A 23,380-nucleotide genomic window follows, 5' to 3' on the forward strand; every position below is an offset into this window, starting at 1 on the left:
TGGTCTGCCTCCGTGACTGATCTGTCCTGTTAAATGGGCGGATACCAACAGGCAGAGGAAAAAAAGAGTGACTAGCTTTTTCATATTCATGCAAATATATGTTTTTCTTTTAATTAATTCTTCCTGTACTACGAACAAATTTGTGAAACCACTCCCGTATTTCGTGATTTTTGTCTAAGTTTGCGAAGCGAAAAAGAATGATTCTGAAATTGTAAAACCAATATTACATAATTAAATAATAAAGATATGGCAACACCTCCTTTCAAGTATCAGGAACCGTTTCCACTGGGACCGGATACAACAGAGTATTATCTGCTTACAAAAGATTATGTGTCGGTATCCGAGTTTGAAGGACAACCGATTCTGAAGATTGCAAAAGAAGGATTAACAGCGATGGCTAATGCTGCTTTCCGCGATGTGGCTTTTATGCTTCGTCCGGCCCACAACGAACAGGTTGCTAAAATCCTGAGCGATCCGGAAGCAAGCGACAATGATAAATTCGTAGCATTGACTTTCCTTCGTAACGCCGAAGTTTCAGCTAAAGGCCAGCTTCCTTTCTGCCAGGATACAGGTACGGCTATCATCCACGGTGAAAAAGGCCAGCATATATGGACCGGCTATTGTGATGAAGAAGCGCTTTCTCTGGGTGTTTACAAAACATATACGGAAGAAAATCTGCGTTATTCACAGAATGCACCGTTGAATATGTACGACGAGGTGAATACAAAATGTAACCTGCCTGCACAGATCGATATCGAAGCAACTGAAGGTATGGAATATAAATTCCTTTGTGTAGCGAAGGGTGGTGGTTCTGCCAACAAGACTTATCTGTTCCAGGAAACAAAAGCGATCCTGAATCCGGCAACATTGGTTCCGTTCCTGGTTGAAAAAATGAAAACATTAGGTACAGCTGCCTGTCCTCCTTATCATATTGCATTCGTTATCGGCGGTACTTCAGCAGAAAAGAACCTGCTGACCGTGAAGCTGGCTTCTACTCATTATTATGACAACCTGCCTACAAGCGGTAACGAGTATGGCCGTGCTTTTCGTGATGTCGAACTGGAAAAAGAAGTTTTGGAAGCGGCTCATAACATTGGTTTGGGTGCTCAGTTCGGTGGTAAATATTATGCACACGACGTACGTATCGTTCGTCTGCCGCGTCACGGTGCTTCCTGTCCGGTAGGATGGGAGTTTCCTGCTCTGCTGACCGTAATATCAAATGTAAGATCAATAAAGAGGGTATCTGGATTGAAAAGATGGATTCTAATCCAGGTCGCCTGATTCCTGAAGAGTTGCGTAATGCTGGTGAAGGCGATGCCGTAAAGATCAACCTGAACCAGCCAATGGCCGATATTCTGAAAGAACTGACTAAATATCCGGTATCCACCCGTCTTTCGCTGAGCGGAACGATTGTGGTTGGTCGTGATATTGCCCATGCAAAACTGAAAGAACGTATCGATAAAGGCGAAGATCTGCCTCAGTATATCAAGGATCATCCTATTTATTATGCAGGTCCTGCCAAGACTCCGGCCGGAATGGCTTCCGGTTCATTCGGTCCGACAACAGCCGGCCGTATGGATTCTTATGTCGACTTGTTCCAGGACAATGGCGGTAGCATGATTATGATTGCCAAAGGTAACCGTAACCAGCAGGTAACAGATGCTTGTAAGAAGCATGGCGGTTTCTATCTGGGAAGTATCGGTGGTCCGGCTGCTATCCTGGCACAGGAAAGCATCAAGAAAGTAGAATGTCTGGAATATCCGGAACTGGGTATGGAAGCAATCTGGAAGATTGAAGTAGAAAATTTCCCTGCTTTCATTCTGGTAGACGATAAAGGCAACGATTTCTTCAAACAATTGAAGCCGCGTTGCTCCTGTAGCAAATAAGAACAACTTATTATAAGAGGTGAAAGGCCTGTTCCGTTTATTCGGGGCGGGCTTTTTCTTTCTGTTTTCTCCTTTTCCTTGCCTTGTTGTTGCCTATTCATAGTGATCTTTTCCGATTGATTCCCTTATGTATTTGGCTGCCGACAATTATGCGCAGGCCTGCTGATAATTATCGACAGGCTAGCCCACAATTGTCAACAGGCCTGCGCATAATTGTCGACAGCCAAATTGAATGAGAGGCATTTTACAGTTGTAAACGAACAGCAGTAGGGGAAGAGTGATTAAAATAAGGAAGGTACTCCTTTTCTGTTTGTACATTTGCTACTTGATTATCTGGTCGCAAATATAATCATTATTTATTAAAACAAATTGAAAAACAGGGCTTATCTCTAATAGATGTATTTTTATTTCCGGATAGTACAAAAAAAAGAACTACCCTTCGCAGGATAGCTCTTTATATATAAATGTATAAGAAAGTTGTCTATTAACGATCGTTACGGTTGTTGCGGTCTCCGCGATCCTGGCGAGGGCCACGGTCGCCACGTTCCGGTCTCGGACCTCTTTCAGGTCTTGGCGGACGTTCTTCGTAACCTTCCGGTTTCGGAAGCAATACTTTATGGGAAAGTTTGAACTTACCTGTTTTAGCATCGATGTCTACCAACTTAACTGAGATCGTGTCACCTTCTTTCAAGCCTGCCTGTTCAACTGTTTCCAGACGTTTCCAGTCGATTTCAGAGATGTGAAGCAGACCGTCTTTACCCGGCATGAATTCAACGAATGCACCGTAAGGCATGATAGAAGAAATCTTTCCTTCGTATACTTCACCGATTTCAGGAACGGCAACGATACCTTTGATCGCTCTGATAGCAGCATCGATCGTATCTTTGTTTGTTCCGGAGATTTCGATCTTACCTACACCGTCAACTTCTTCAATTGTGATAACAGCACCGGTCTTTTCCTGGATACCCTGGATAATCTTTCCACCCGGGCCGATCACTGCGCCGATAAATTCTTTGCCGATCGTCATTGATTCGATGCGCGGAGCGTGCGGTTTCAGTTCAGCACGTGTTTCCGGCTGAGCTTCCATGATTTTACCCAAAATGTGCATACGGCCTTCTCTTGCCTGAGCCAATGCGTTTTCAAGGATTTCGTATGACAGACCGTCAACCTTGATATCCATCTGGGTAGCTGTGATACCGTCTGCTGTACCTGTTACCTTGAAGTCCATGTCTCCCAGGTGGTCTTCGTCGCCTAAGATATCCGACAGGATAGCATAGTTCTGACCTTTGTTTTCAGAGATAAGACCCATTGCGATACCTGAAACCGGTTTCTTCATCGGAACGCCGGCGTCTCTCAGAGCCAGTGTACCTGCACAAACAGTTGCCATAGAAGAAGAACCGTTTGATTCGAGGATATCGGAGATTACGCGTATTACATATGGATAGTTTTCCGGGATCATACGCTTCAAAGCGCGGTGGGCCAGATTCCCGTGGCCGACTTCACGACGTCCTACGCCACGTGATGCTTTTGCTTCACCGGTTGAGAACGGAGGGAAGTTATAATGTAATAAGAAACGTTCTTTGCTGTGGTTCAGTACGTCGTCAACCATCTTTTCGTCGGCTTTGGTACCGAGTGTAACGGTTGTCAGTGACTGAGTTTCGCCACGTGTGAAAACTGCTGATCCGTGAGGTCCCGGAAGATAATCCGTTTCGATCCAGATCGGACGGATTTCAGTTGTTTTACGGCCGTCCAGGCGTTTTCCTTCGTCAAGGATAGCGCGGCGCATGGCTTCTTTCTCTACATCGTGGTAGTAACGGCCGATCATTTCGGCTTTAGCTTCCAGTTCTTCTTCAGAGAAATTAGCTTTATATTCTTCTATGATTGCCTGGAAAGCATCGAAGCGCTGGTGTTTGTCCGTACCCGATGTTGCAACGGCATATGCTTTTGCGAAACATTTTTCGTGTATGTCTTTGCGCAGTTCTTCGTCATTTTCTTCGTGGCAGTATTCGCGTTTAACGAGTTTGCCGCAAGCTTCCGACAGTTCAAGCTGAGCCTGGCACTGTACTTTGATAGCTTCGTGTGCAACTTTGATAGCATCCAGCATGTCTGATTCCTGTACTTCAGCCATTTCGCCTTCAACCATCATGATGTTGTCGATTGTTGCAGCAACCATCATATCGATGTCTGCTTTATCCAATTCTGAGAATGTCGGGTTGATAATAAATTTTCCATCCACACGGGCTACACGTACTTCAGAAATCGGTCCGTTGAAAGGTATATCTGAAACAGCCAGGGCAGCAGAAGCTGCTAAGCCAGCCAATGCATCCGGCATGTCTTCGCCGTCAGCAGAGAACAATATAACGTTTACATATACTTCAGCGTGGTAATTGTCCGGAAATAACGGACGCAAAGCGCGGTCAACGAGGCGCGATGTCAGGATTTCATAATCGGAAGCTTTTCCTTCTCTTTTTGTGAAACCTCCGGGAAAACGGCCAAATGCGGAGTACTTTTCTTTGTATTCAACTTGCAGCGGCATAAAGTCAACACCGGGATTTGCATCTTTAGCGGCACAAACAGTAGCCAGCAACACAGTGTTGCCCATACGTACGGTAACCGCACCGTCCGCCTGTTTTGCCAATTTCCCGGTCTCGATGGTGATGGTTCTTCCATCAGCCAACTCGATCGTCTTGTTAATTGGATTAAGCATAATCTTCTTTCTTATTTTTCTATCTGTAAAAATTGGTGCAAATGTAATGAAAGTTTACCTGTAAACACATGAAAATGAAAATAAAAAACATCAGAAAAGCCCTTTTTTATAAAAATAAAAGGAAGATTTTGAGAATAATAGTGCCACAATTGTAAAATAATGTATATTTGCATCGGAATTACGAACATTGTAAAGAAAAAAGGATGAAACAAATATCTGCGCAATTATTGGTTATTTTCGGAATTTGTATGCTGTTGTTTACTGCATGTAACAAGGCATCGGATTTTACAGTGAAGGGAGTTGTATCCGGAGCCGACGGCCAGACAATGTATCTGGAGAATGTGGGCATATCAAATATCGAATTGTTGGATTCGGTGAAACTGACTGCTGCCGGTAAATTCAAGTTTACCCATAAACGTCCGGAATTTCCGGATTTTTATCGTTTGCGTCTGAATAATCAATTGATAAATTTGCGATCGACTCGGTTGAAACGGTTACTTTTGCTGCTGATGCCGGAACGTTTGCCACTTCTTATTCCGTTGAAGGATCTGAAAACAGTAAAGCGATCAAAGCGATCACCCTGGCACAGTTGGATGCGAACCAGGCGATCGGTCGTTTACGTAAAGAATATGAGGATAAGCATATTGCAGATACGACATACCGTGCAAGAATTTTGGAAACAGCAGAGGCTTATAAGGATGTGGCCCGTAAATATATTTATGCAGCCCCGATGTCGACAGCTGCTTATTTTGCTTTGTTTCAGCAGATCGACGGACTATTGTTCTTTGACCTCTATGACAGAAATGATGTAAAGGCTTACGGAGCAGTGGCTACCAGTTACGATCATTTCTATCCGGGAAGTCCCCGTTCAAAACATCTTTACAACCTGACTTTGCAGTCTATGAAGGTGCTTCGTGCACAGCGTCCGGTAAATCTGGATGATGTGAAAACGACTGAAGTGAGTTTCTGGATATCGAATTGCCGAATCTGAAAGGGGAGGTGGTTAAACTATCTTCTGTGGCAGAAGGAAAGCCGGTTATTATTAATTTTACAGCTTATCAGGCTGAATGGTCCCCGGCATTGAATATGGCTTTGGGTGAATTATATACGCAGTATCATAGTCAGGGCTTGGATATTTATCAGGTGTCTCTGGACTCTGATGCTCACTTCTGGAAGAATGCGGCTTCAAACCTACCTTGGGTAGCTGTTCGTGATCCGCAGTCTGTCTACTCTCAGATAGCCGGATTGTATAATGTGAAACAACTCCCGGCGATCTTCATCCTTGACCGCAAAGGTAATCTGGTTAAACGGGTGGATGACGTGAAAAATCTGGCAGTAGATGTAAAGGCAGTACTTTAATATAGTACGCTAACAATCAGATTTATATGTTGTAAAGCACTTGTGAGGGTTTGTGCATCTTGAAAAGATGTCTTATCTTTGCAATGTCTAAAATAAAGAGAAAAAGGAGTTCCGGCCAGGTTGTTGGTCGGGATTCTTTTTTTATTATGCAGTAATAAATATTAATTTTTAAATCAATAATTAGGAGGATTTAGTATGGCTGTTAGTTATATGACAGAAGACGGCTACAATAAGATTTTAGCTGAAATCAACTATTTGGAAACCGTGAAGCGTCCTGAAATTTCTGCCCAGATTGCTGAAGCCAGGGATAAAGGTGACTTGTCTGAAAATGCAGAATATGACGCTGCAAAGGAGGCTCAAGGCATTATGGAAGCAAAACTGGCCCAGTTGAAGGGGCTGATATCTAATGCACGTCTGATAGATGAATCACGTGTTCAGACTGACGAAGTTCAGATTCTGAATAAGGTGAAGATCAAAAATACGAAGAATAATATGGTAATGACATATACATTGGTCTCCGATTCGGAAGCAAACCTGAAAGAAGGAAAGATTGCCGTGAGCACACCGATTGCGAAAGGACTGATGGGAAAGAAAGTCGGAGACGTGGTAGAAATCAAAGTGCCATCCGGATTGATGACTTTTGAAATAATGGATATATCAATTTAATACAATAAGATATGGCAACAATATTCAGTAGAATAGTGGCTGGCGAGATACCCTGCCATAAGGTTGCGGAAGACGAAGAATTCTTTGCCTTCCTGGATATTAATCCGGTTGCAAAAGGGCATACTTTAGTGATTCCGAAGAAAGAAATTGACTATATTTTTGATCTGGAAGACGCATTGTTAGGGCGAATGATGGCTTTTGCCAAGCGTGTGGCCCGTGCTCAGGAAGCGGCTATTCCCTGCAAGCGTGTAGGGATAGCTGTAATGGGATTGGAAGTGCCTCATGCACATATTCATTTAATCCCTATAACAAAGGAATCGGATATGTGTTTTGGTGGTAAGAAAATGACAATAACTCAGGATGAGTTGGCGGCGGTAGCTGCTTGATAAGAAAAGCGTACAAATAATTGGCCAAAGGCTTTTTTTATTGGAAATAATACGTATATTTGTAACCACTATTTCTGCTTAGTTTTAAAACGCAGAATAGTGGTTTTTTAATGATTCATTAGTGGTTTTTACTCATAAATTTGTTAACCTTAGAAGAAAGGCCCCTCTGAGACAGAGCGGCCTTCTTTTTTTAAACACACAAATTATAAACAAATCTTTTTATCTCCTTATATATGTATTGAAAAATTAGAGTTATGCCATAGGTACGGGCTAAGCGCCGGTAAACCTAGATTTACAAAGTAAATAATGCTTCCAATAAGAGCAAGTATCCAAATGACGAACAAAGTCCATTTTGCCGGGTTAGGCAGCGGTTTTAAATTGAATAATTGTCCGAATATGGCAAAAAGCAATGCTATTGCAGGTATTCCGATCAGTAAGATGATGCCGATACAACCTAAAACCGCCATATAAACGGGGACTCCGCTGTAGAGATCCATTCCGAAAGGAGAAAGTTGGTATAGCATTCCTGCACCTCCTCCAATCAGGGCTACCGTTACAACAAACAGTATAAATACAACCAGCAAAAGAGGAGGGAGCAAAATGATACCTGCCAGGACTGCTCCGAATTTTAAGAGAAAGCCGAATACCGTGACAAACAGATCAGCTATTTTCTGAAAAAAACTTCTTGGTTTATCTGAACTTATATAATCGTTTACGTTATTGCTGACTTTTTCAAATCCGTCGGTGACGGTTTGTCCGATGGTTTCAAGCGTTACGCTTTTACCCCTCATGATCAATCTGTCTGCGGCAGTTCTGGCCAACGGCATGACCATCCATAAAACAATATATAGTATAGCCATCCAATGTACGACCGGAATGAATAACAGCAGGATCATCGCCAGTCTGACGGCGGTAGCATCCCATCCCATATAGGCCGCAATACCGGCTGCAACACCACCGATTACCCGGTTGTCCGGGTCACGCATCAACTTTTTCTTGCCGGTAATGACCTGTTCTTGATAAGTCCGTTTTTTAGTGTTCTCTTTTTCTTCTTCAGCTTCTTCCTCAAATATCTCTTCCGGTTTACCCATGCGGTTGATCACCTCTTCTACATGCTCGATCGTGATCACCTCATGTCCCAGGCGTACTCGTTCGCCGAACAACTCCGAAATACGCATTTCGAAATCATTCATGATCTCTTCGGAACCTTCTTCTTTACGGAAATGTATGCGTAAATTAGAAAGATATTTATCCAGTAACTGGTATGCATCTTCGTCAATGTGGAAAACAGTTCCTCCCAAATTAACTGTAAGTGTCTTCTTCATTGTTTTCTAATTTTAATTGTTTCTGATGTGGTTTATTGTATTATTTAGTTCCTGCCAGGAGTTTTCCAGTTCACCGAGGAATTCTTCCCCTTTCGAAGTGAGTTGGTAATACTTACGGGGCGGTCCCTGCGTAGACTCTATCCACTGATAACTTAACAGTTCGCTGTTTTTTAAACGGGTCAAGAGCGGATATAAAGTACCTTCTACTACAATCAATTTTGCTTCTTGTAACTTCTGAATAATGTCAGAGGTGTAAGCCGGCTCTTTTTTGAGAAGCAACAGGATACAATATTCCAGTGTCCCCTTTCTCATCTGTGATTTTACGTTCTCTGCATTCATCGCTTATAGTTTTATGCTGCAAATATATGTATTGCCTGTGTACTATGCAATACATGCTACTGTAATTATTCTATTTTAACATCTTTCGAGTGGTGGTCTGCCTGTATTCCTGAATCCATTTTTGCACAAAAAGTGCAATTGTGTGTAAAAAAAGGAGTGAAAGTGTTGCTATTCAGTAGGAAACCCGTACTTTTGTTGTATCAATTCAAAAAGAAGAATTATGGTTTATTACCACTATGCCGAGTTAATTCACAGACAGGCTGAAAAGTATGGTTCACGTACAGCTTTAAAATACCGTGATAATGAAAGCGGGAAATGGTTAAAGATCTCATGGAGAGAATTCTCAGAGAAAGTAATGCTTACAGCAAAGGCTATGGCTGAGTTTGGAATAGAAGTACAGGAAAAGATCGGTATCTATTCTCAAAATATGCCGCAATGTTTATTCACAGATTTCGGTGCATACGGAAACCGGGTGATTTCTATCCCGATGTATGCAACTAACTCTCCTGCTCAGATAGAATATATTATCAATGATGCGGAGATACATACGCTATTTGTGGGTGAACAGTTGCAATATAACAATGCCTTTAAGGTACAAAAAGAATCTGCCGTCTTAAAACGTCTGATTATTTTTGATCCGGCCGTTAAGTTGAATCCGGAAGATAAGACTTCTATTTATTTTGAAGACTTTCTGCGTCTGGGTGATAATGCACATGCTGAGACTACTGTAAAGATCCGTATGAATGAGGCTAGTTCTGATGATGTAGCTACTATTATGTATACTTCGGGTACGACCGGTGAATCAAAGGGGGTCGTTCTTCATCATTTTAATTACCTGGAAGCGATGCGTATTCATGATATCCGCTTGCCGATGGTCAATGACAAGGATACATCTATGTGTTTTCTTCCTTTGACTCATATTTTTGAGAAGGCATGGACTTACTACTGCCTTCATAAGGGAGTGAAGATCGCTATCAATCAGGATCCGAAGATGATACAAAAGACATTACCGGAGATTCATCCTACTTTAATGTGTAATGTGCCGCGTTTCTGGGAAAAGGTATATGTCGGTGTTCATGAGAAAATAAATTCTTCATCACCTTTTTTGAAGAAAGTATTTCTGAACGCAATCGAAACCGGACGTTTATATAATTTGGAATATAAGAATAAAGGCATCAAACCGTCATTCTGTCTGAAAGCCAAATTTGAGTTTTATAATAAAACGGTATTTACACTTCTGAAAAAAGTTCTGGGTATTGAGAGAGGTCGTTTATTCCCAGTAGCAGGTGCACCTTTGTCTGATACTGTCAATGAGTTTTTGCAGTCTGTCAATATTCCTATAGTGTATGGTTATGGTTTGAGTGAAACGACGGCTACTGTTTGTTTTTATCCAGAAATAGGTTTTCAGTTTGGTTCTATCGGTGAAACAATGCCGGGAGTGGAAGTGAAGATTGATGAAAGTAACGGAGAGATTCTTGTAAAGGGAAAGACTGTTACTACCGGTTACTACAATAAACCGGAAGAAAATGCCCGTTCTTTTACGGAAGATGGTTTTTTCCGTACAGGAGATGCCGGACGTTTGGAAGGAAATGTGTTATTCTTTACAGAACGTATCAAAGATCTTTATAAGACTTCAAATGGAAAGTATATAGCTCCGCAGGCCATCGAGATGGAAATGAGCAGTGATAAATATATTGAGCAGATTGCCGTCATCGGTGACCAGCGTAAGTTTGTTAGTGCTCTGGTCGTGCCGTCTTATCCTCTTTTAGAGGAGTATGCAGCAACAAAAGGAATTGTTTACAATAGTCGTGAAGAACTTTTGGCTAGTAATGAAATCATCCGCCTGATAGAGTCGCATATTGAGGAACATCAGAAAAATCTGGCTTCTTACGAGAAGATCAAGCGGTTCACCCTACTTCCTCAGCCTTTTACGATGGAGGGGCGTGAGTTGACAGATACATTAAAGTTACGTCGTCCGGTTGTTTTGCAAAAATATGCGAATGAGATTGAAGCGATGTATGCAGAGTAAACTGACAATTAATTTCCTATCTTTGCACAAAATTTAAAATAAGAAGAAGATTATGATAACATCAGACCAACTACAGAATGTGTTGGAGCGCGAGAACGCGCTGAGGGGGTATCTTTGACATAGATGGTAAGACCATCCAGTTAGAAGAAGAAGAACTGCGTACACAGGACCCCGGCTTCTGGGAAGATGCCAAACGGGCAGAGGCTCAGATGAAGAAAGTAAGAGAACTGAAGAAGTGGATCGAACTTTACAACGAGGTAAATGCGGCAGCAGAGGAGTTGCAGTTGGCTTATGAATATGTAAAAGAAGAGATTATCACCGAAGATGAAGTCGATGCGGCTTATGCCAAGGCTTTGGATCTGGTAGAGAATCTGGAGTTCCGGAATATGCTTCGTGACGAGGCAGACCAGATGAGTTGCGTACTCAAGATCAATTCCGGTGCCGGTGGTACGGAAAGTCAGGACTGGGCTTCCATGCTGATGCGTATGTATTTGCGTTATGCGGAATCTCATAATTATAAAGTATCCATTGCAAATTTGCAGGAAGGTGACGAGGCGGGTATCAAGACTGTCACGATCAATATTGAAGGCGATTATGCTTTCGGGTATCTGAAAAGTGAGAATGGCGTGCATCGCTTGGTTCGTGTTTCTCCCTACAATGCACAGGGAAAACGAATGACATCTTTTGCATCTGTATTCGTTACTCCGCTGGTTGATGATACGATTGAGGTAAAGATTGAAACAGCCGCTATTTCATGGGATACTTTCCGTTCAGGCGGTGCCGGTGGACAGAATGTGAACAAGGTGGAATCAGGGGTACGCTTGCGTTACCAATTCAAAGATCCTTACACAGGTGAGGAGGAAGAGATCCTGATTGAAAACACTGAAACGCGCGACCAGCCGAAGAACCGTGAAAATGCGATGCGTCAGTTGCGTTCTATCCTGTACGATAAGGAATTGAAACATCGTTTGGCAGAACAGGCAAAGATCGAAGCCGGTAAGAAGAAAATTGAATGGGGATCACAGATCCGCAGTTATGTTTTCGATGACCGTCGTGTCAAAGACCATCGTACAAACTACCAGACATCCGACGTAAATGGTGTCATGGACGGCAAGATCGATGAATTTATCAAGGCTTACCTGATGGAATTTGGCGGTGAGGAAGCAGCTGAAAAGTAAAGTTTTTACAAGAATACTTGCAGAATCCGATTAAAAGTCGTAATATTGCACCCGATTTCAGAGCAAGCCTCTGAAACACCGGTCCTATAGCTCAGTTGGTTAGAGCACCTGACTCATAATCAGGGAGTCCTTGGTTCAAGCCCAAGTGGGACCACGAAAATGAAGCGAATTGTCTAATTATTAGATAATTCGCTTTTTTGTTATTCTGTTTAGTATGATTTTAATCATACTCTTCGGTTAACAATTGGATCAGTTTTTCCAGATGTTGTGTATATATATCGCGGGGGGAACAATTATATTTTTTGCATAAGAAAGCTGCCATCCCGACCACTTCTCCCATCATTCCTGTAGTCTGCATAACTCTGACTGTTCCCAAGGCAATATGAGTAACACTGATATTACGACCTGCCATAAATAGGTTATTGATGTCTTTTGAGTAAAAGCATCTGTACGGTATATGATAGGGCTCGAACTCCCGGTTATGATCTGCTATGCCTAGAAACTCATTTCCCGGATAATATTGACTGTTTTTGGGATCCGGGTAGTGAAGATCGATTCCCCATGTTGTTGTAACGCATGCGTCCGGGTATTGTATCCGATTGTTTATATCCAGTTCTGAGAGGATCAGATCACCGATTAACCGGCGGGATTCTCTTTTTCCGGCAATGAATGACATCCATTCCAGTCTCCAGTTGGAATATTGTTTTCTTTTCTGATTTTTAAGGTAAGACCAATGCCCATAAATAACCCGGAAATTGTAATCCCTTACTTCTTCCGCCTGTTCGACTTTATCTTTATAAAAGCCAGACTCCCAGAACCAGGCACTGGCTGTGTTTTCTAAATGATAGTCATCACTGAATTGAACAGCCCACGGGCATAAAGGAAATTCCGAAGATTTTTCTTCGAAGCGGGCAAACCAATGGTTGGTTGTACCCATTGTTAAACTGTCACTTGTCTGTGGGGCCTTAGGTTCCTTGGTAAGAGAAAAACTTTCTCTGCCACTTCTATAGTCTGCTCCTGCGACAACACCGAGAGTCGCATCTCCGGTACAATCAGCAAAAAGAGGAGAGATGAAGCGGAGTTCTTGATTATTTTCTACATTTTTAGCAAGAACTGCTGCTATGTGATCTCCTGTTTTTTCTACATTATAAACGTGGGTAGAAAGAAATAAAGTAATGTTCTTCTCATTTTTAACGATGTCCAGTTTTCTTTTATCTCCATATTGATCTGCAGAGGCTATTTCATTGGTAGTACCTGTATTCAGTTCCCTTACGATACGTCCTAATTTAGGATAGAGGTTATGATAGATGTCTCCGGACATAGGAAGCCGGACTTCTGAGCTGTTATTACCACCTAAAACCGGCCGTTTTGTATAAGAGCAACTTTTAGTCCTAATCTGGCAGCCTGGATGGCTGCACATGTACCGGCAACTCCCCCTCCGGCAATTACGAGATCGTATGTTCCGGCTTCTTTGGGTTGCTTTGGTAAATGTAACATTTTTCGTCTGAACAACTTTAGAGCATCTTTGGATGCCGGTGGCTGGTCATTTTTCTTTTGGGTCAGATAGATGGCATCTACCCGGCCTTCAAATCCGGATAAATCGTTTATTGACAGGGTAATCTTTGATTGTTCGATCATAGAGACACCTGCATATACCCAATGCCATGAGGAATTACCATCTTGCCCTAAGACTATTGGTAATGTGTCGTTATCGATTGCGATAGTGAATTTTCCGGGACCTGTAGGGTAGGGAGCCCAGTCTTTGGTACGAACCCATAGATGATAATTTCCGGATTTTTTTATTTGTATGATTGTTCTGGCTGGCTGGACCGGTTTTCCTAATCCATGAGCCAGAAGATAAGCGGATCCCATTTGATCTATAAATTGAGGATCAACGATCCATCCTCCTTTTTCCTGAAATTGTTCTGCTTCCACCCATATTTGTCCGGACGCAGATATGACAGGCAGGAAAAAGAGCATTATGACTACTGTGAGTAAGTTTTTTACTTTCATATACGATTGATTTTTAAGAGTAGCCTTTGCCCAGATGAAAGGCAAGGGCTATCTCTGTAGAATTAGTGGAAAACGGTAAATCCCATTAGTAATTAGGATTCTGTTTTAATGCTGTATTTGTTTCTATTTCTATTCTTGGAATAGGGAGTACATAATCTCTGTCTTTGTTGAACGAACGGAGTTCGATTACGCGCATGTCGTTTTTATTGGAGACTGTACTATAATCCGGCGTTCCATTTTCATCGATTTTAGGAGCAGAATGTAGATAGTCTTTTGGAGGTCTGCCATATAAAACTTCATTCATGACATTTTCCGCAATTCCCCAGCGGCGAATATCAGACCATCGTAATCCTTCCCATGCAAACTCACATTTTCGTTCTTTTCTAATGATTGAACGTAGTTCCGATTGATTTTTATTTGTTATGGGAGGCATATTTACGCTTTTTCTTTGCCGAACTTCATTAATTGCCTGATAAACGGAATTATCTATTTCTCCCAATTCGGTTTTTGCTTCAGCATACATGAGCAAAACATCCGCATAACGCATGATAATAAATGCCGTTTCGCTATTGTCTAATTCACTAGGCTTTGATATTTCATTATATTTTCTCCAGATGTAACCCGAAAAAGTTGCATAAGGATTTAAGGCATCCTGATTGGCGACCCGGCTTGCTGGAGAAGTTTTATAATTCCAGCATTCCACACTGTCTTTGTGAGTCTCAAATTGAAATCCCATGTATTCGGAACCGGGTAAGACGATTGTATATCCCAAACGCGGATCTCGGTTCTCAAATGGTTTTTGAGGGTCGTAAAGAGAGGATTTATCTATAGGGAGTCCATCAATGCATTCATATGAGTCAACTGTGGCCTGGACAGGTATTTTACTGCTGTAGCCCCCGCCCATTCTTGATGTACAGCCTCTTACTATTCCGGGGGTTCGATAACCTTCCTTATAAGTAATGAAGAACATCATTTCTTTACTATTCGATTGGGTGGCAGATTTGAATAAATTTTCAAAGTTGTCATCAATTTGATATTCACCAGAGTCAATAACTTCCTTAGCCGCTTTGGCTGCAATATTGTACATATTATTATACAAAGCGGTCCTGGCTTTTATAGCAAGAGCGGTTCCCTTGCTGATGCGCCCCCATTCATTGGCATCAATATGTACAGGGAGAACCGGAATAGCTTCATCCAATTCTTTTAGTATAAAATCGACTATTGCAGATTTGGATGTTTGGGGGATCTGGGCTTCTGCTAGAGTAAGAGTTTTTGTTACTAACGGAACATCTCCCCATGTTTCGGTCAGCATCAAATAAAAGTAAGCTCTTAAGAATTGGACCTCTCCTTTTATCCTTTCGTAAACAGCCGGAGTTGTTTCTGCTTTAGCCCGTTCCATGTTATCCAGTAAATAGTTACATCGTGCTACGCTGATATAATAATTTTTCCAAAGCTCTTCGGACCATGAGTTATTGGCATCATGAGAACCGTTTCCGATTGATTGCATGGATACTTCTGCTCTTTCCCAGGCTATATCTGTTGTTATATCTAAAAGAGCAGGCATGACCATTCCATAGTTAGTGCTTAACCACAAAGAACCGTAGCATCCCCACAAAGCCATTTCCAACTCCGTTTCATTACTGGGATATGTACTTGAAGAGGGTTTATCCAATGGATATTTTTCAAGTGAACTGTCGCATGAGAAAAAAGATAGACCTGTTATTACCAGGCATATGTATAAAAGATTTTTCATAATAATTTTACATTTAGAATTTTACATCCAATCCGATCGTGAACACTTTCACTTGAGGGTAGTAAGCTCCGTCTCCAACAGGCGCTTCTGCATCAAATCCATCCCAGAATTTATCAATGGATAAAAGATTCTGTCCACTGACATAAAGCCGGACATGGGAGAACTTTATTTTTTCACTTAACGTTTTAGGAAGCGTATATCCTAAGGTTACATTCTTCAGCCTTAAATAAGCAGCATTGGCCATCCAGAAACTGGAATTCTGTTCATTATTTGTTTCATTGAATGCCAAACGAGGAAAACGGGCATTGGGATTATCCTCGGTCCAATGATCTTTATGCATTTCCAGGGCAGAGGCTCCCCAATAGAATGGCATTGTCGCCTGCTTGTTTAAATATCCGTCAGCTTTTCCAACTCCTTGCCAAAACATACTAAAATCAAAACCTTTCCAACTTGCATCCAGATTTAATCCGTAGGTAAAACGTGGAACGGTATTACCGATGATTACTTCATCTTCGTTATTTATTATCCCGTCGTTATTTTGATCTTTATATTTGATATCGCCGGGAGCAAATGCACCAAACTGAGTGGCATGTTTGTAGGAACCGTCAGCATTGTAGTCTTCTTCGGATATGTAACCGATCGCTTCAAGTCCATAGATTGAATTGATGGAGTGTCCTTCCCTGTTTACAGTTAATCCAGTCATACTGATGCCTTTCAGGTCGACAACTTTGTTTTTTACGTCGGATAATATGAATGAGGCACCATATCTGAAATCATTGATCTGGTCATTCCATCTCAATTCCAGATCCCATCCTTTGTTGGAAACTTTTGCAGCATTTTGATATGTAGGATTCAGGCCAATGATTAGCGGAACATTGAGTTTCCATAAGATATCACTTGTCTTTTTATTGTAGTAATCGAATGAGGCTGAAAGTTTGGAGAAAAACTGCAGGTCAATCCCTAAGTCAAGCATTTCCGTTTTTTCCCATGAAATGGCAGAATTAGACATGTCGTTGATCGCACCGCTGGTAACAGGTTGTCCTCCGATAATATAGGAACTGTAGCTGACGACAGAGGCAAAAGCATAGTTTCCTATATTCTGATTTCCCAGTTGTCCCCAGGAAACTCTGAATTTAGCATTGTCGACAATATTACGTATAGGCTCCCAAAAACTCTCTTCTGAAATTCTCCATCCACCGGAAAAAGAAGGGAATACACCCCATTTATGTCCCAGGTCAAAACGGGAGGAACCATCATAACGGACATTTGCTTCAAATAAATATTTCCCCTGGTAATCGTAATTTATACGTCCGAAGAAAGAAGCCAGCGCATATTCAGATCCGGAACCGGATGCTTTTTGATTGTCACTGCCTCCCGCATTCAATTTTGGATATTGAGGAAATATGAAAGTATCGCGGGAAGCATCGATATAATCATCAGTTCCACTTTCCCATTGGAAACCAGCCAATGCTTTCAGGTTATGTTGCCCGAATGCTTTGTCGAAGTTCAGTAATGCTTTGAAGTCATGCGATAATCCCCAACTCCGGTGCTCGTATAGTGCACTTTTGCTGGGTTTACTGTATGCTAGTTCTCCATCGGCGTAATACGTATTTACACTTTTATTGTAAGTGCTGGTGATATTATTGTTATAAATAGGCGTATAACTGACATCTGCTTTCAGAAAATCTGTAAACTGATAACTTAAAGCCATATTAATGGAAGCTGAAGGCGTTTTGGTTTTAGCAAATCCGCCGTCTTTGGCAAACGCCAGTACATTATCTCCATCCCAGCCGACTGCATATTTTCCGTTTGATAAGACATCAGGATAAATGGAGGGAGTTCGGTTTATCCAGTAAATAACGTCATATATACCTCTGCCTGGAGTTTTCTGTGTATTATATTTTAAATACATGTCTAATTTGGCAGAAAAACGTTGGGTAAACTGCATATCAGAATTTAATCTCACCGTGAATCTGTTATAATCAGTGTTAGGAGTTATGCCTTGCTGATCATAGTAACCGATTGCAGCAAGAAGTTTCATCTTCTCTGTACCTCCGTTAAGTGTGAAAAAATGGTTTTGCTGGAATGCATATTGATTATAGACAGCTTTCTGCCAGTCTACATCCGGATAATGATCACGGTCGGAAGGACCTTTTTCTCTGTATTCCTGAATATACTGGTCTGTGTACAACGGGCTTCTTCCGACATTCCTGTATGCTTCGTTCAGCATGACCATATGATCTATCGCATTCACCTTATCCGGCAGGTCGGTTGGTGTTTGCCATCCGGCATATCCGTTATATGAAACGGAGAATTCTTTATTTTTAGCTCTTTTGGTAGTGATCAGGATCACTCCATTGGCAGCACGTGAACCATAGATAGAGGATGAGGCTGCGTCTTTTAGAACAGAAACGGATTCAATGATATTGGGATCGACGCTATTGAGGTCCATTGCGGTTCCGTCTACTAAAACCAAAGGGTTGGAGTCATTAAGGGTTCCTATTCCCCTGATCCGGATTGTTCCGGCATCTTGTCCCGGTTGTCCGGATTGTTGTGTAATAGTTACTCCGGGGGCAATTCCCTGCAAAGCTACGGATGTTTGTCCGACAGGTCTTTTCATCAGGTCGTCTCCCATAATGGCAGAGACAGCTCCTGTCAGGTTTTCTCTTTTTTGAACTCCGTAACCGACGACAACGACTTCTTCGATCGCCTGGGTGTCTTCCGTTAGTTTTATAGTGATTGAAGATTGATTATTAACGGCAACTTCACGTGTGTTGTATCCGATATACGATATTTGTAGCACAGCTTCAGGAGAGACCTGTAGGGAAAACTCCCCGTTTACGTCTGTGATTATACCGTTTGTTGTCCCTTTTTCCACGATGTTAGCTCCAATGACCGGTTCTCCGTTCATATCGATGACTGTTCCGGTTACAAATTTTTTCTGTTGTTCTGCCTCTGATTTGGATACGATAATATAGGAACCTTCCTGTACGTAGTTTAATCCTATATTTTTAAACAGATTATCCAATACTTGCTTTACCGGCTGATTGATCGTGTTTAAAGCCACTTTCTGACTCGTATCTACATTAATATTATATACAAATAGATAATCCGTTTGTTTTTCGATAGTATTCAATACTTCTTTTAAAGAAGTATTGCTGGCCCGGACGGTCACCCTCGTATTCTGCGAGTTCAAATTGATTGCATGTAATGAAAATATCAGTACAAACAAAAGGAATGAGGTTATTCTCATGATTCTGAAAAAATGTTTATGTCGTGATTTTTTTTGATAATAAGGTCCCGACAAAGATACTTTATTCATAACTTTGTAATTATTAGAGATTAATACAGTTGTTGATAATTGTGTTAGTCGTGAAGCGATAGATGTTCCCGCATTTATCGCTTTTTCTTTATGTGCTATTTCATAGGCGATATGATTTAAAGGTTCGACATGTTATTTTATATAGATGATCGTATTGTTTTCATTCCTGGTAAAACTAAATCTGACATCTCGTTGGAGGACATGTAGTATAAAGTCTAACCCATCCGAAATACGGAATTTCCCACTACAAATATAACTCTCCAGTTTTTTGTTTTTATTGATGATCTGTATATCGTAGGTCTTTTCGAACTCTTTCATCAAATCGTTGAACGTGATATTCTCAAAACAGAGCAGACCTTCTTTCCAGCGATAAATATCATAGTTTTGTATCTGTACAACATTCAGTTGACCATTTATATAATCTGCTTTTTGCAGTGGATGCAACACTATTTTATTGGATGGTTCGGTTTTATCTGAAATTTGTATGGAACCTTCCATTAATGCGGCAGAAAAAAAGGAGGTTTTATTGTAGGCATTCACATTAAATTTAGTACCTAATACTTCTATATCATATTTACCGGTTTGAACAACGAACGGGCGTTTGGCATCTTTGGTAACTTCAAAATAACCTTCCCCATCCAATGTCACTTTTCGCTTGCTTTTCCCTTTTGTAAAGGAGGCCGGATATCTCATTTTAGTTCCGGAATTGAGCCATACATTTGTTCCGTCCGACAATAAAAGATTAACTCTTTGTCCCGTTGGCACTGTGATCGTGTTCATTTCCTGGTCTGTCTCCGTTTTTGTTATCCGGTAGGCTTGTAAGCCACACATGATGAACAGGGCAACAACTGCTGCATATTTGATTAGACTGTTCAGTTGGAACACTTTTCCGGAAGAAGAATGCAGCGTACTGTTTCTCTTGTTCTGAATAAGTAGAAGGTCAAAGTATTTACGTTCCTTTATGTATTCCTGCATGTTTTCTTCAGATGCTTCCGTCCAGTCGCAAACCTCTTTTTCTTCTTCAAGAGATGCTTTTCCTTCGAAAAAACGATATAGTATTTTTCTTTCCATATATAGTAAGCACATAACTAAAATGTATCCCTAATGGAAAAACTTACTTTTTTCAATAAAAACAAAATCGTTACTAATTAATTCAGGAAGATAAGAAAGAACGGGAGATAATCTTTTAATCTTTTTCTTAATACGCCGAGGGCTTTGGTTATATGGAATTCAATGCTTTTAGTCGATAAATCGAGATGTTCGGCAATCTCTTTATGAGTTTTATTTTCATACCGGCTCATAATAAAGATAGTACGTGTCTTTTCGGGGAGGCTTTCCAATGTCTCGTCTATCAGGCGTTGTGCTTCCGAACTGAATAACTCTTCCGGATCGCAGGCTTCCAGTGTCGTGATTTTTAGTCTCCTGACTCTGTCCATGTGGGTCCAGAGATTTTGTTCGATATCTTCCCGGATTCGTTGGTTACGTAGATAGTTGAGGCTTTTATGCTTGACGACTTCCATGATATAAGCCGGGATATTCGAATTGGAGGTGAGAGAATGTCGGTTTTCCCAATAATATACCAGACTGTCGACCACTATATCTTCGGCAGTATCTTCATCCTGAATATAAGTGTTAGCAAAACGGATGAAAATTCCCTGATAGTTCGAAAACAGTTTGTTAAATTCCTTTATCTCTGAAATGTTCTCCATATCGAATGATTGATAGGGTAAAGATAAATAAAAATCGAAGATTACAAAATTTCTTCCCATAATCAATATCTCTTAGCAAAGGTAAAAAAACTGCTGTAATTTGAATTATGCAGAACATTAAGAATGATTTGTTAATAAAAGAAATAACATGGCGGATTGAAGAGTAATTATAGGAATTTGTTATTTATTACCATAAGTAGAATGCCAAAACTCTTTAAAACGAGCCCCAATTTCGTTTAAAACGAGTTTTTTTTCGTTTTAAACGGGGGTAAGGTTCGTTTTAAACGGGATGGAGTTCGTTTTAAACGAGTTTTCGGGTATTATTTTGTCATTTCTACCGTTATGCTTTTATTTTCATATCGGATAAGCTTTTCCCGGGTAGAATAATTAGAGCCGTTTTTTTCCGGTATATAAAGTTTCACTCGGAAATTTCTTTGAGGATATTCGAGAAAGGTGCCTTTTTTATCGTAAATACTCAGTTGCATCTTTTGATCATCCCAGCGGAACCGGATCAGAGAATAAATGCCGTTTTCATAAGCATATGTCTTGTTGTCATCTTCGTAAAGTTCAAAATCGGCATCTGCTCCACCGTAAATCCTTATTTCCAGTTCTTCCTCTTTTTGTTCGCCGACATATTGAACTACTTTGTTTATCGGAAGGATGGAGCCGGACTTTACAAATACGGGGATGATATCCAATGGAGTTTGATATGAAATAGTTTGCCCTCCTTTATAGACTTGCTGATTATAGAAGTCGAACCAGTATTTTCCTGCGTGGCCGGGTAAATAAACAGATTCTTCGGCGTCAGGATTGCTGATGATTCCCTCTGGCGTGTAGTACATCGGTTTCGTTATGGGTTTGACCAGTAATGAAGGGCCGAACATATAGCATCTGCCATATTGTGTACTTTCTGATCATTGGGGAAGTCCATGACCAGCCCTCGCATCATCAATCTGGAATCTGCCGTTACCTGCCAAGCTGATGAATAGATGTAAGAGAGCAGGCTGTATCTCAGGTTGATCATCTTTAATAATCCTTCATAAAAAGGATCGCCCGGTTCACCGAATTGCCATACTTCACGGGGTACGTTACTGCCATGGGCACGGAAAATAGGAGAGAATACTCCCTGCTGGAACCATCTTAGATAGAGTTCTTTATAAGAAGGATCGGCAAGACCTTTGGTGAACTGGCTGCCTCTTGTCGTAACGAAAAAGCCGCCGATGTCGGTAGTCCAGTAAGGTATTCCGCTCATACACAGGTTTAATCCGGCCGGAAGCTGTTTCCGGAATACTTCCCATGAAGCGGTGATGTCTCCGGACCAGACGGCAGTTGCATATTGCTGTTGCCCGGCAAATGCGGAACGGGTTAATATGGTAACGCGCTTATCATTTTGTTTACGCAGGTTTTCGTACATGACTTTCGATAAGAAGAGGGAGTAAACATTCAGATAGCGGTCGAATGAACCGATGTGGGTCTGACCGGCCGATTTCGTTTTCTCTTCCTGTTTGTCTTGTGTGAAACCTTCGCGGAAAGAAGGTTCGGTCGCATCCATCCACCAGGAGTCGACGCCTGTGCGATACAATCCTTTATAAAGATGATCCCAGAAAAGTTGCCGGGCTTGCGGATTGTATATATCCATGACTTTATAGTCCGCCCAGGTCGGTTCATTGAACAATGCCCCGATCTTTTCCAGATCTTTGTATATATCAGTCTTTTTCCCGAATCCCGGCCATACGGAAAGCATCAGGCTCACATTGTACCGGTCATGCAGCTGGCGGATCATTTCGGTGGGATGGTTGAAGTGGGTTGTATCAAATTTCAGGCTGTTCCAATGTTCGCGGTCACCCCAGTATTCCCAGTCTTGTACTATATTATCGAGCGGTATCTGCCGTTTACGGTATTCTTTTACGACATCAGTTAACTCATCGAACGATTTGTAGCGTTCTTTGGACTGCCAGTATCCGAAAGCGGATTTAGGGAACATTGGAACTTTTCCCGTCAGTTGATGATAGCCGGCAACTACCTCATGCATGTCGTTACCGTAGATAAAATAGTAGTCGATGCCATCGGCCACTTCCGACCAGAAAGAGGCTCCCTTTTCATTATCTTCAAATAATGTTTTGGAATAATTATCCCATAAAATGCCGTATGGCTGTGTGGACAGCAGAAACGGGTTAACAATCTCCATGTTGGCCTGTACCAGTTTGGCTTTCTTTCCCCGGTAGTTCATGATACCTTCCTGGTATTGACCTAAGCCATATAAGGCTTCATCTGCCTGCAACCTGAATGTTTGTTTCACTTGCCATACCGTTTCACCGGCTATATTCTTTTGTTCGAAAGAACGTGCCTGCTCCTGAAGGAGCACAGTTTCATTTTGGGTATCTGTAAAATAAATGTTTTTATCTTTGTAAGAGTAGGTAGCTGTTATATATTGAGTTTGTATGGATATGGAATTCTCTTTTTCTAAGATTCTGCAATGCGAAGAAGATATGTCTGTTTTTTTAGGTACGATTAATGATTCTTTTACCTCTGTGCCAACAGGAGTTACTTGGATATGGATAATTTTATTTTGTGGCGAAGTCATCTGTATCTGTAGAGAATCGTCGATAATACGAATCTCTTTGTTTATATTTTCTCCTTTAGATAATACAGTGTATAATATACCAATACAGATAAGTAGTATTTTGCTCATAATTCTTTATTAATTT

General features: G+C 41.3%; 13 protein-coding genes, 1 tRNA gene and 3 pseudogenes. 7 read left to right on the forward strand and 10 right to left on the reverse strand.

Annotated features, from left to right (window positions below; genetic code table 11):
- Positions 1 to 246: 246 nt before the first annotated feature.
- Positions 247 to 1,886, forward strand: a pseudogene (locus tag DXA15_RS00570) (fumarate hydratase).
- A 484-nt stretch (positions 1,887 to 2,370) separates the two neighbouring features.
- Here DXA15_RS00570 and pnp read toward each other — a convergent pair.
- Positions 2,371 to 4,593 (reverse strand): polyribonucleotide nucleotidyltransferase, encoded by a 2,223-nt coding sequence (pnp, locus tag DXA15_RS00575; protein ID WP_128132773.1) that lies wholly within the window; start codon positions 4,591 to 4,593, stop codon positions 2,371 to 2,373.
- A gap of 203 nt (positions 4,594 to 4,796) precedes the next feature.
- On the opposite strand from pnp, the pseudogene DXA15_RS27825 reads away from it, so the two are divergent.
- The 3 genes and pseudogenes from DXA15_RS27825 (at position 4,797) to DXA15_RS00590 (ending at position 7,004) form a co-directional block, all read left to right on the forward strand.
- Positions 4,797 to 5,952: pseudogene (locus DXA15_RS27825) on the forward strand (redoxin domain-containing protein).
- Between the two features lie 195 nt (positions 5,953 to 6,147).
- Entirely contained in the window at positions 6,148 to 6,618 is a 471-nt protein-coding gene (gene greA, locus DXA15_RS00585) for a transcription elongation factor GreA (protein WP_009860750.1), read from the forward strand.
- An 11-nt stretch (positions 6,619 to 6,629) separates the two neighbouring features.
- Positions 6,630 to 7,004, forward strand: coding sequence for an HIT family protein (locus tag DXA15_RS00590; RefSeq protein WP_128132774.1), 375 nt, complete (start codon positions 6,630 to 6,632; stop codon positions 7,002 to 7,004).
- 227 nt (positions 7,005 to 7,231) lie between these two features.
- Here the strand turns inward: DXA15_RS00590 and DXA15_RS00595 are convergent, their stop codons facing one another.
- Both DXA15_RS00595 and DXA15_RS00600 read right to left on the reverse strand, forming a co-directional pair.
- Positions 7,232 to 8,329 (reverse strand): PspC domain-containing protein, encoded by a 1,098-nt coding sequence (locus DXA15_RS00595; RefSeq protein WP_128132775.1) that lies wholly within the window; start codon positions 8,327 to 8,329, stop codon positions 7,232 to 7,234.
- A 12-nt stretch (positions 8,330 to 8,341) separates the two neighbouring features.
- Positions 8,342 to 8,668: a PadR family transcriptional regulator gene (locus tag DXA15_RS00600; RefSeq protein ID WP_128132776.1), complete on the reverse strand. Its 327-nt coding sequence runs from the start codon at positions 8,666 to 8,668 to the stop codon at positions 8,342 to 8,344.
- A gap of 220 nt (positions 8,669 to 8,888) precedes the next feature.
- Between DXA15_RS00600 and DXA15_RS00605 the strand changes: the two genes are divergently transcribed.
- From DXA15_RS00605 to DXA15_RS00615, 3 genes are all read left to right on the forward strand, one after another.
- Positions 8,889 to 10,697: a long-chain fatty acid--CoA ligase gene (locus DXA15_RS00605; protein ID WP_128132777.1), complete on the forward strand. Its 1,809-nt coding sequence runs from the start codon at positions 8,889 to 8,891 to the stop codon at positions 10,695 to 10,697.
- Positions 10,698 to 10,749: 52 nt separating this feature from the next.
- Positions 10,750 to 11,875, forward strand: a protein-coding gene (gene prfB / locus DXA15_RS00610; protein ID WP_122326787.1) for a peptide chain release factor 2 whose coding sequence is annotated in 2 segments (ribosomal slippage) — positions 10,750 to 10,812 and positions 10,814 to 11,875 — 1,125 coding nt in all. Because the reading frame shifts where the segments join, the coding sequence is not laid out codon by codon here.
- Between the two features lie 80 nt (positions 11,876 to 11,955).
- Positions 11,956 to 12,029 (forward strand) — tRNA-Ile (locus DXA15_RS00615).
- 66 nt (positions 12,030 to 12,095) lie between these two features.
- On the opposite strand, the pseudogene DXA15_RS27830 reads toward DXA15_RS00615, so the two are convergent.
- From DXA15_RS27830 to DXA15_RS00645, 7 genes and pseudogenes are all read right to left on the reverse strand, one after another.
- Positions 12,096 to 13,888: pseudogene (locus DXA15_RS27830) on the reverse strand (FAD-dependent oxidoreductase).
- 85 nt (positions 13,889 to 13,973) lie between these two features.
- On the reverse strand, positions 13,974 to 15,641 hold the full coding sequence (locus DXA15_RS00625) for a RagB/SusD family nutrient uptake outer membrane protein (RefSeq protein ID WP_128132778.1): 1,668 nt from the start codon (positions 15,639 to 15,641) through the stop codon (positions 13,974 to 13,976).
- A gap of 13 nt (positions 15,642 to 15,654) precedes the next feature.
- Entirely contained in the window at positions 15,655 to 18,894 is a 3,240-nt protein-coding gene (locus tag DXA15_RS00630) for a TonB-dependent receptor (protein ID WP_158579624.1), read from the reverse strand.
- Between the two features lie 201 nt (positions 18,895 to 19,095).
- Complete coding sequence (locus DXA15_RS00635; RefSeq protein ID WP_122326847.1) at positions 19,096 to 20,034, reverse strand: FecR family protein; 939 nt, start codon at positions 20,032 to 20,034, stop codon at positions 19,096 to 19,098.
- A 77-nt stretch (positions 20,035 to 20,111) separates the two neighbouring features.
- Positions 20,112 to 20,672: an RNA polymerase sigma-70 factor gene (locus DXA15_RS00640; protein ID WP_128132794.1), complete on the reverse strand. Its 561-nt coding sequence runs from the start codon at positions 20,670 to 20,672 to the stop codon at positions 20,112 to 20,114.
- Positions 20,673 to 20,992: 320 nt separating this feature from the next.
- On the reverse strand, positions 20,993 to 21,556 hold the full coding sequence (locus DXA15_RS25700) for a DUF5110 domain-containing protein (RefSeq protein WP_233566612.1): 564 nt from the start codon (positions 21,554 to 21,556) through the stop codon (positions 20,993 to 20,995).
- Positions 21,523 to 23,364 (reverse strand): TIM-barrel domain-containing protein, encoded by a 1,842-nt coding sequence (locus DXA15_RS00645; RefSeq protein ID WP_233566614.1) that lies wholly within the window; start codon positions 23,362 to 23,364, stop codon positions 21,523 to 21,525. The genes DXA15_RS25700 and DXA15_RS00645 overlap by 34 nt, the downstream gene beginning before the upstream one ends.
- Positions 23,365 to 23,380: the final 16 nt, after the last annotated feature.

The organism is Parabacteroides sp. AM58-2XD, from assembly GCF_003463685.1.
GTDB classification, from domain to species: domain Bacteria; phylum Bacteroidota; class Bacteroidia; order Bacteroidales; family Tannerellaceae; genus Parabacteroides; species Parabacteroides segnis.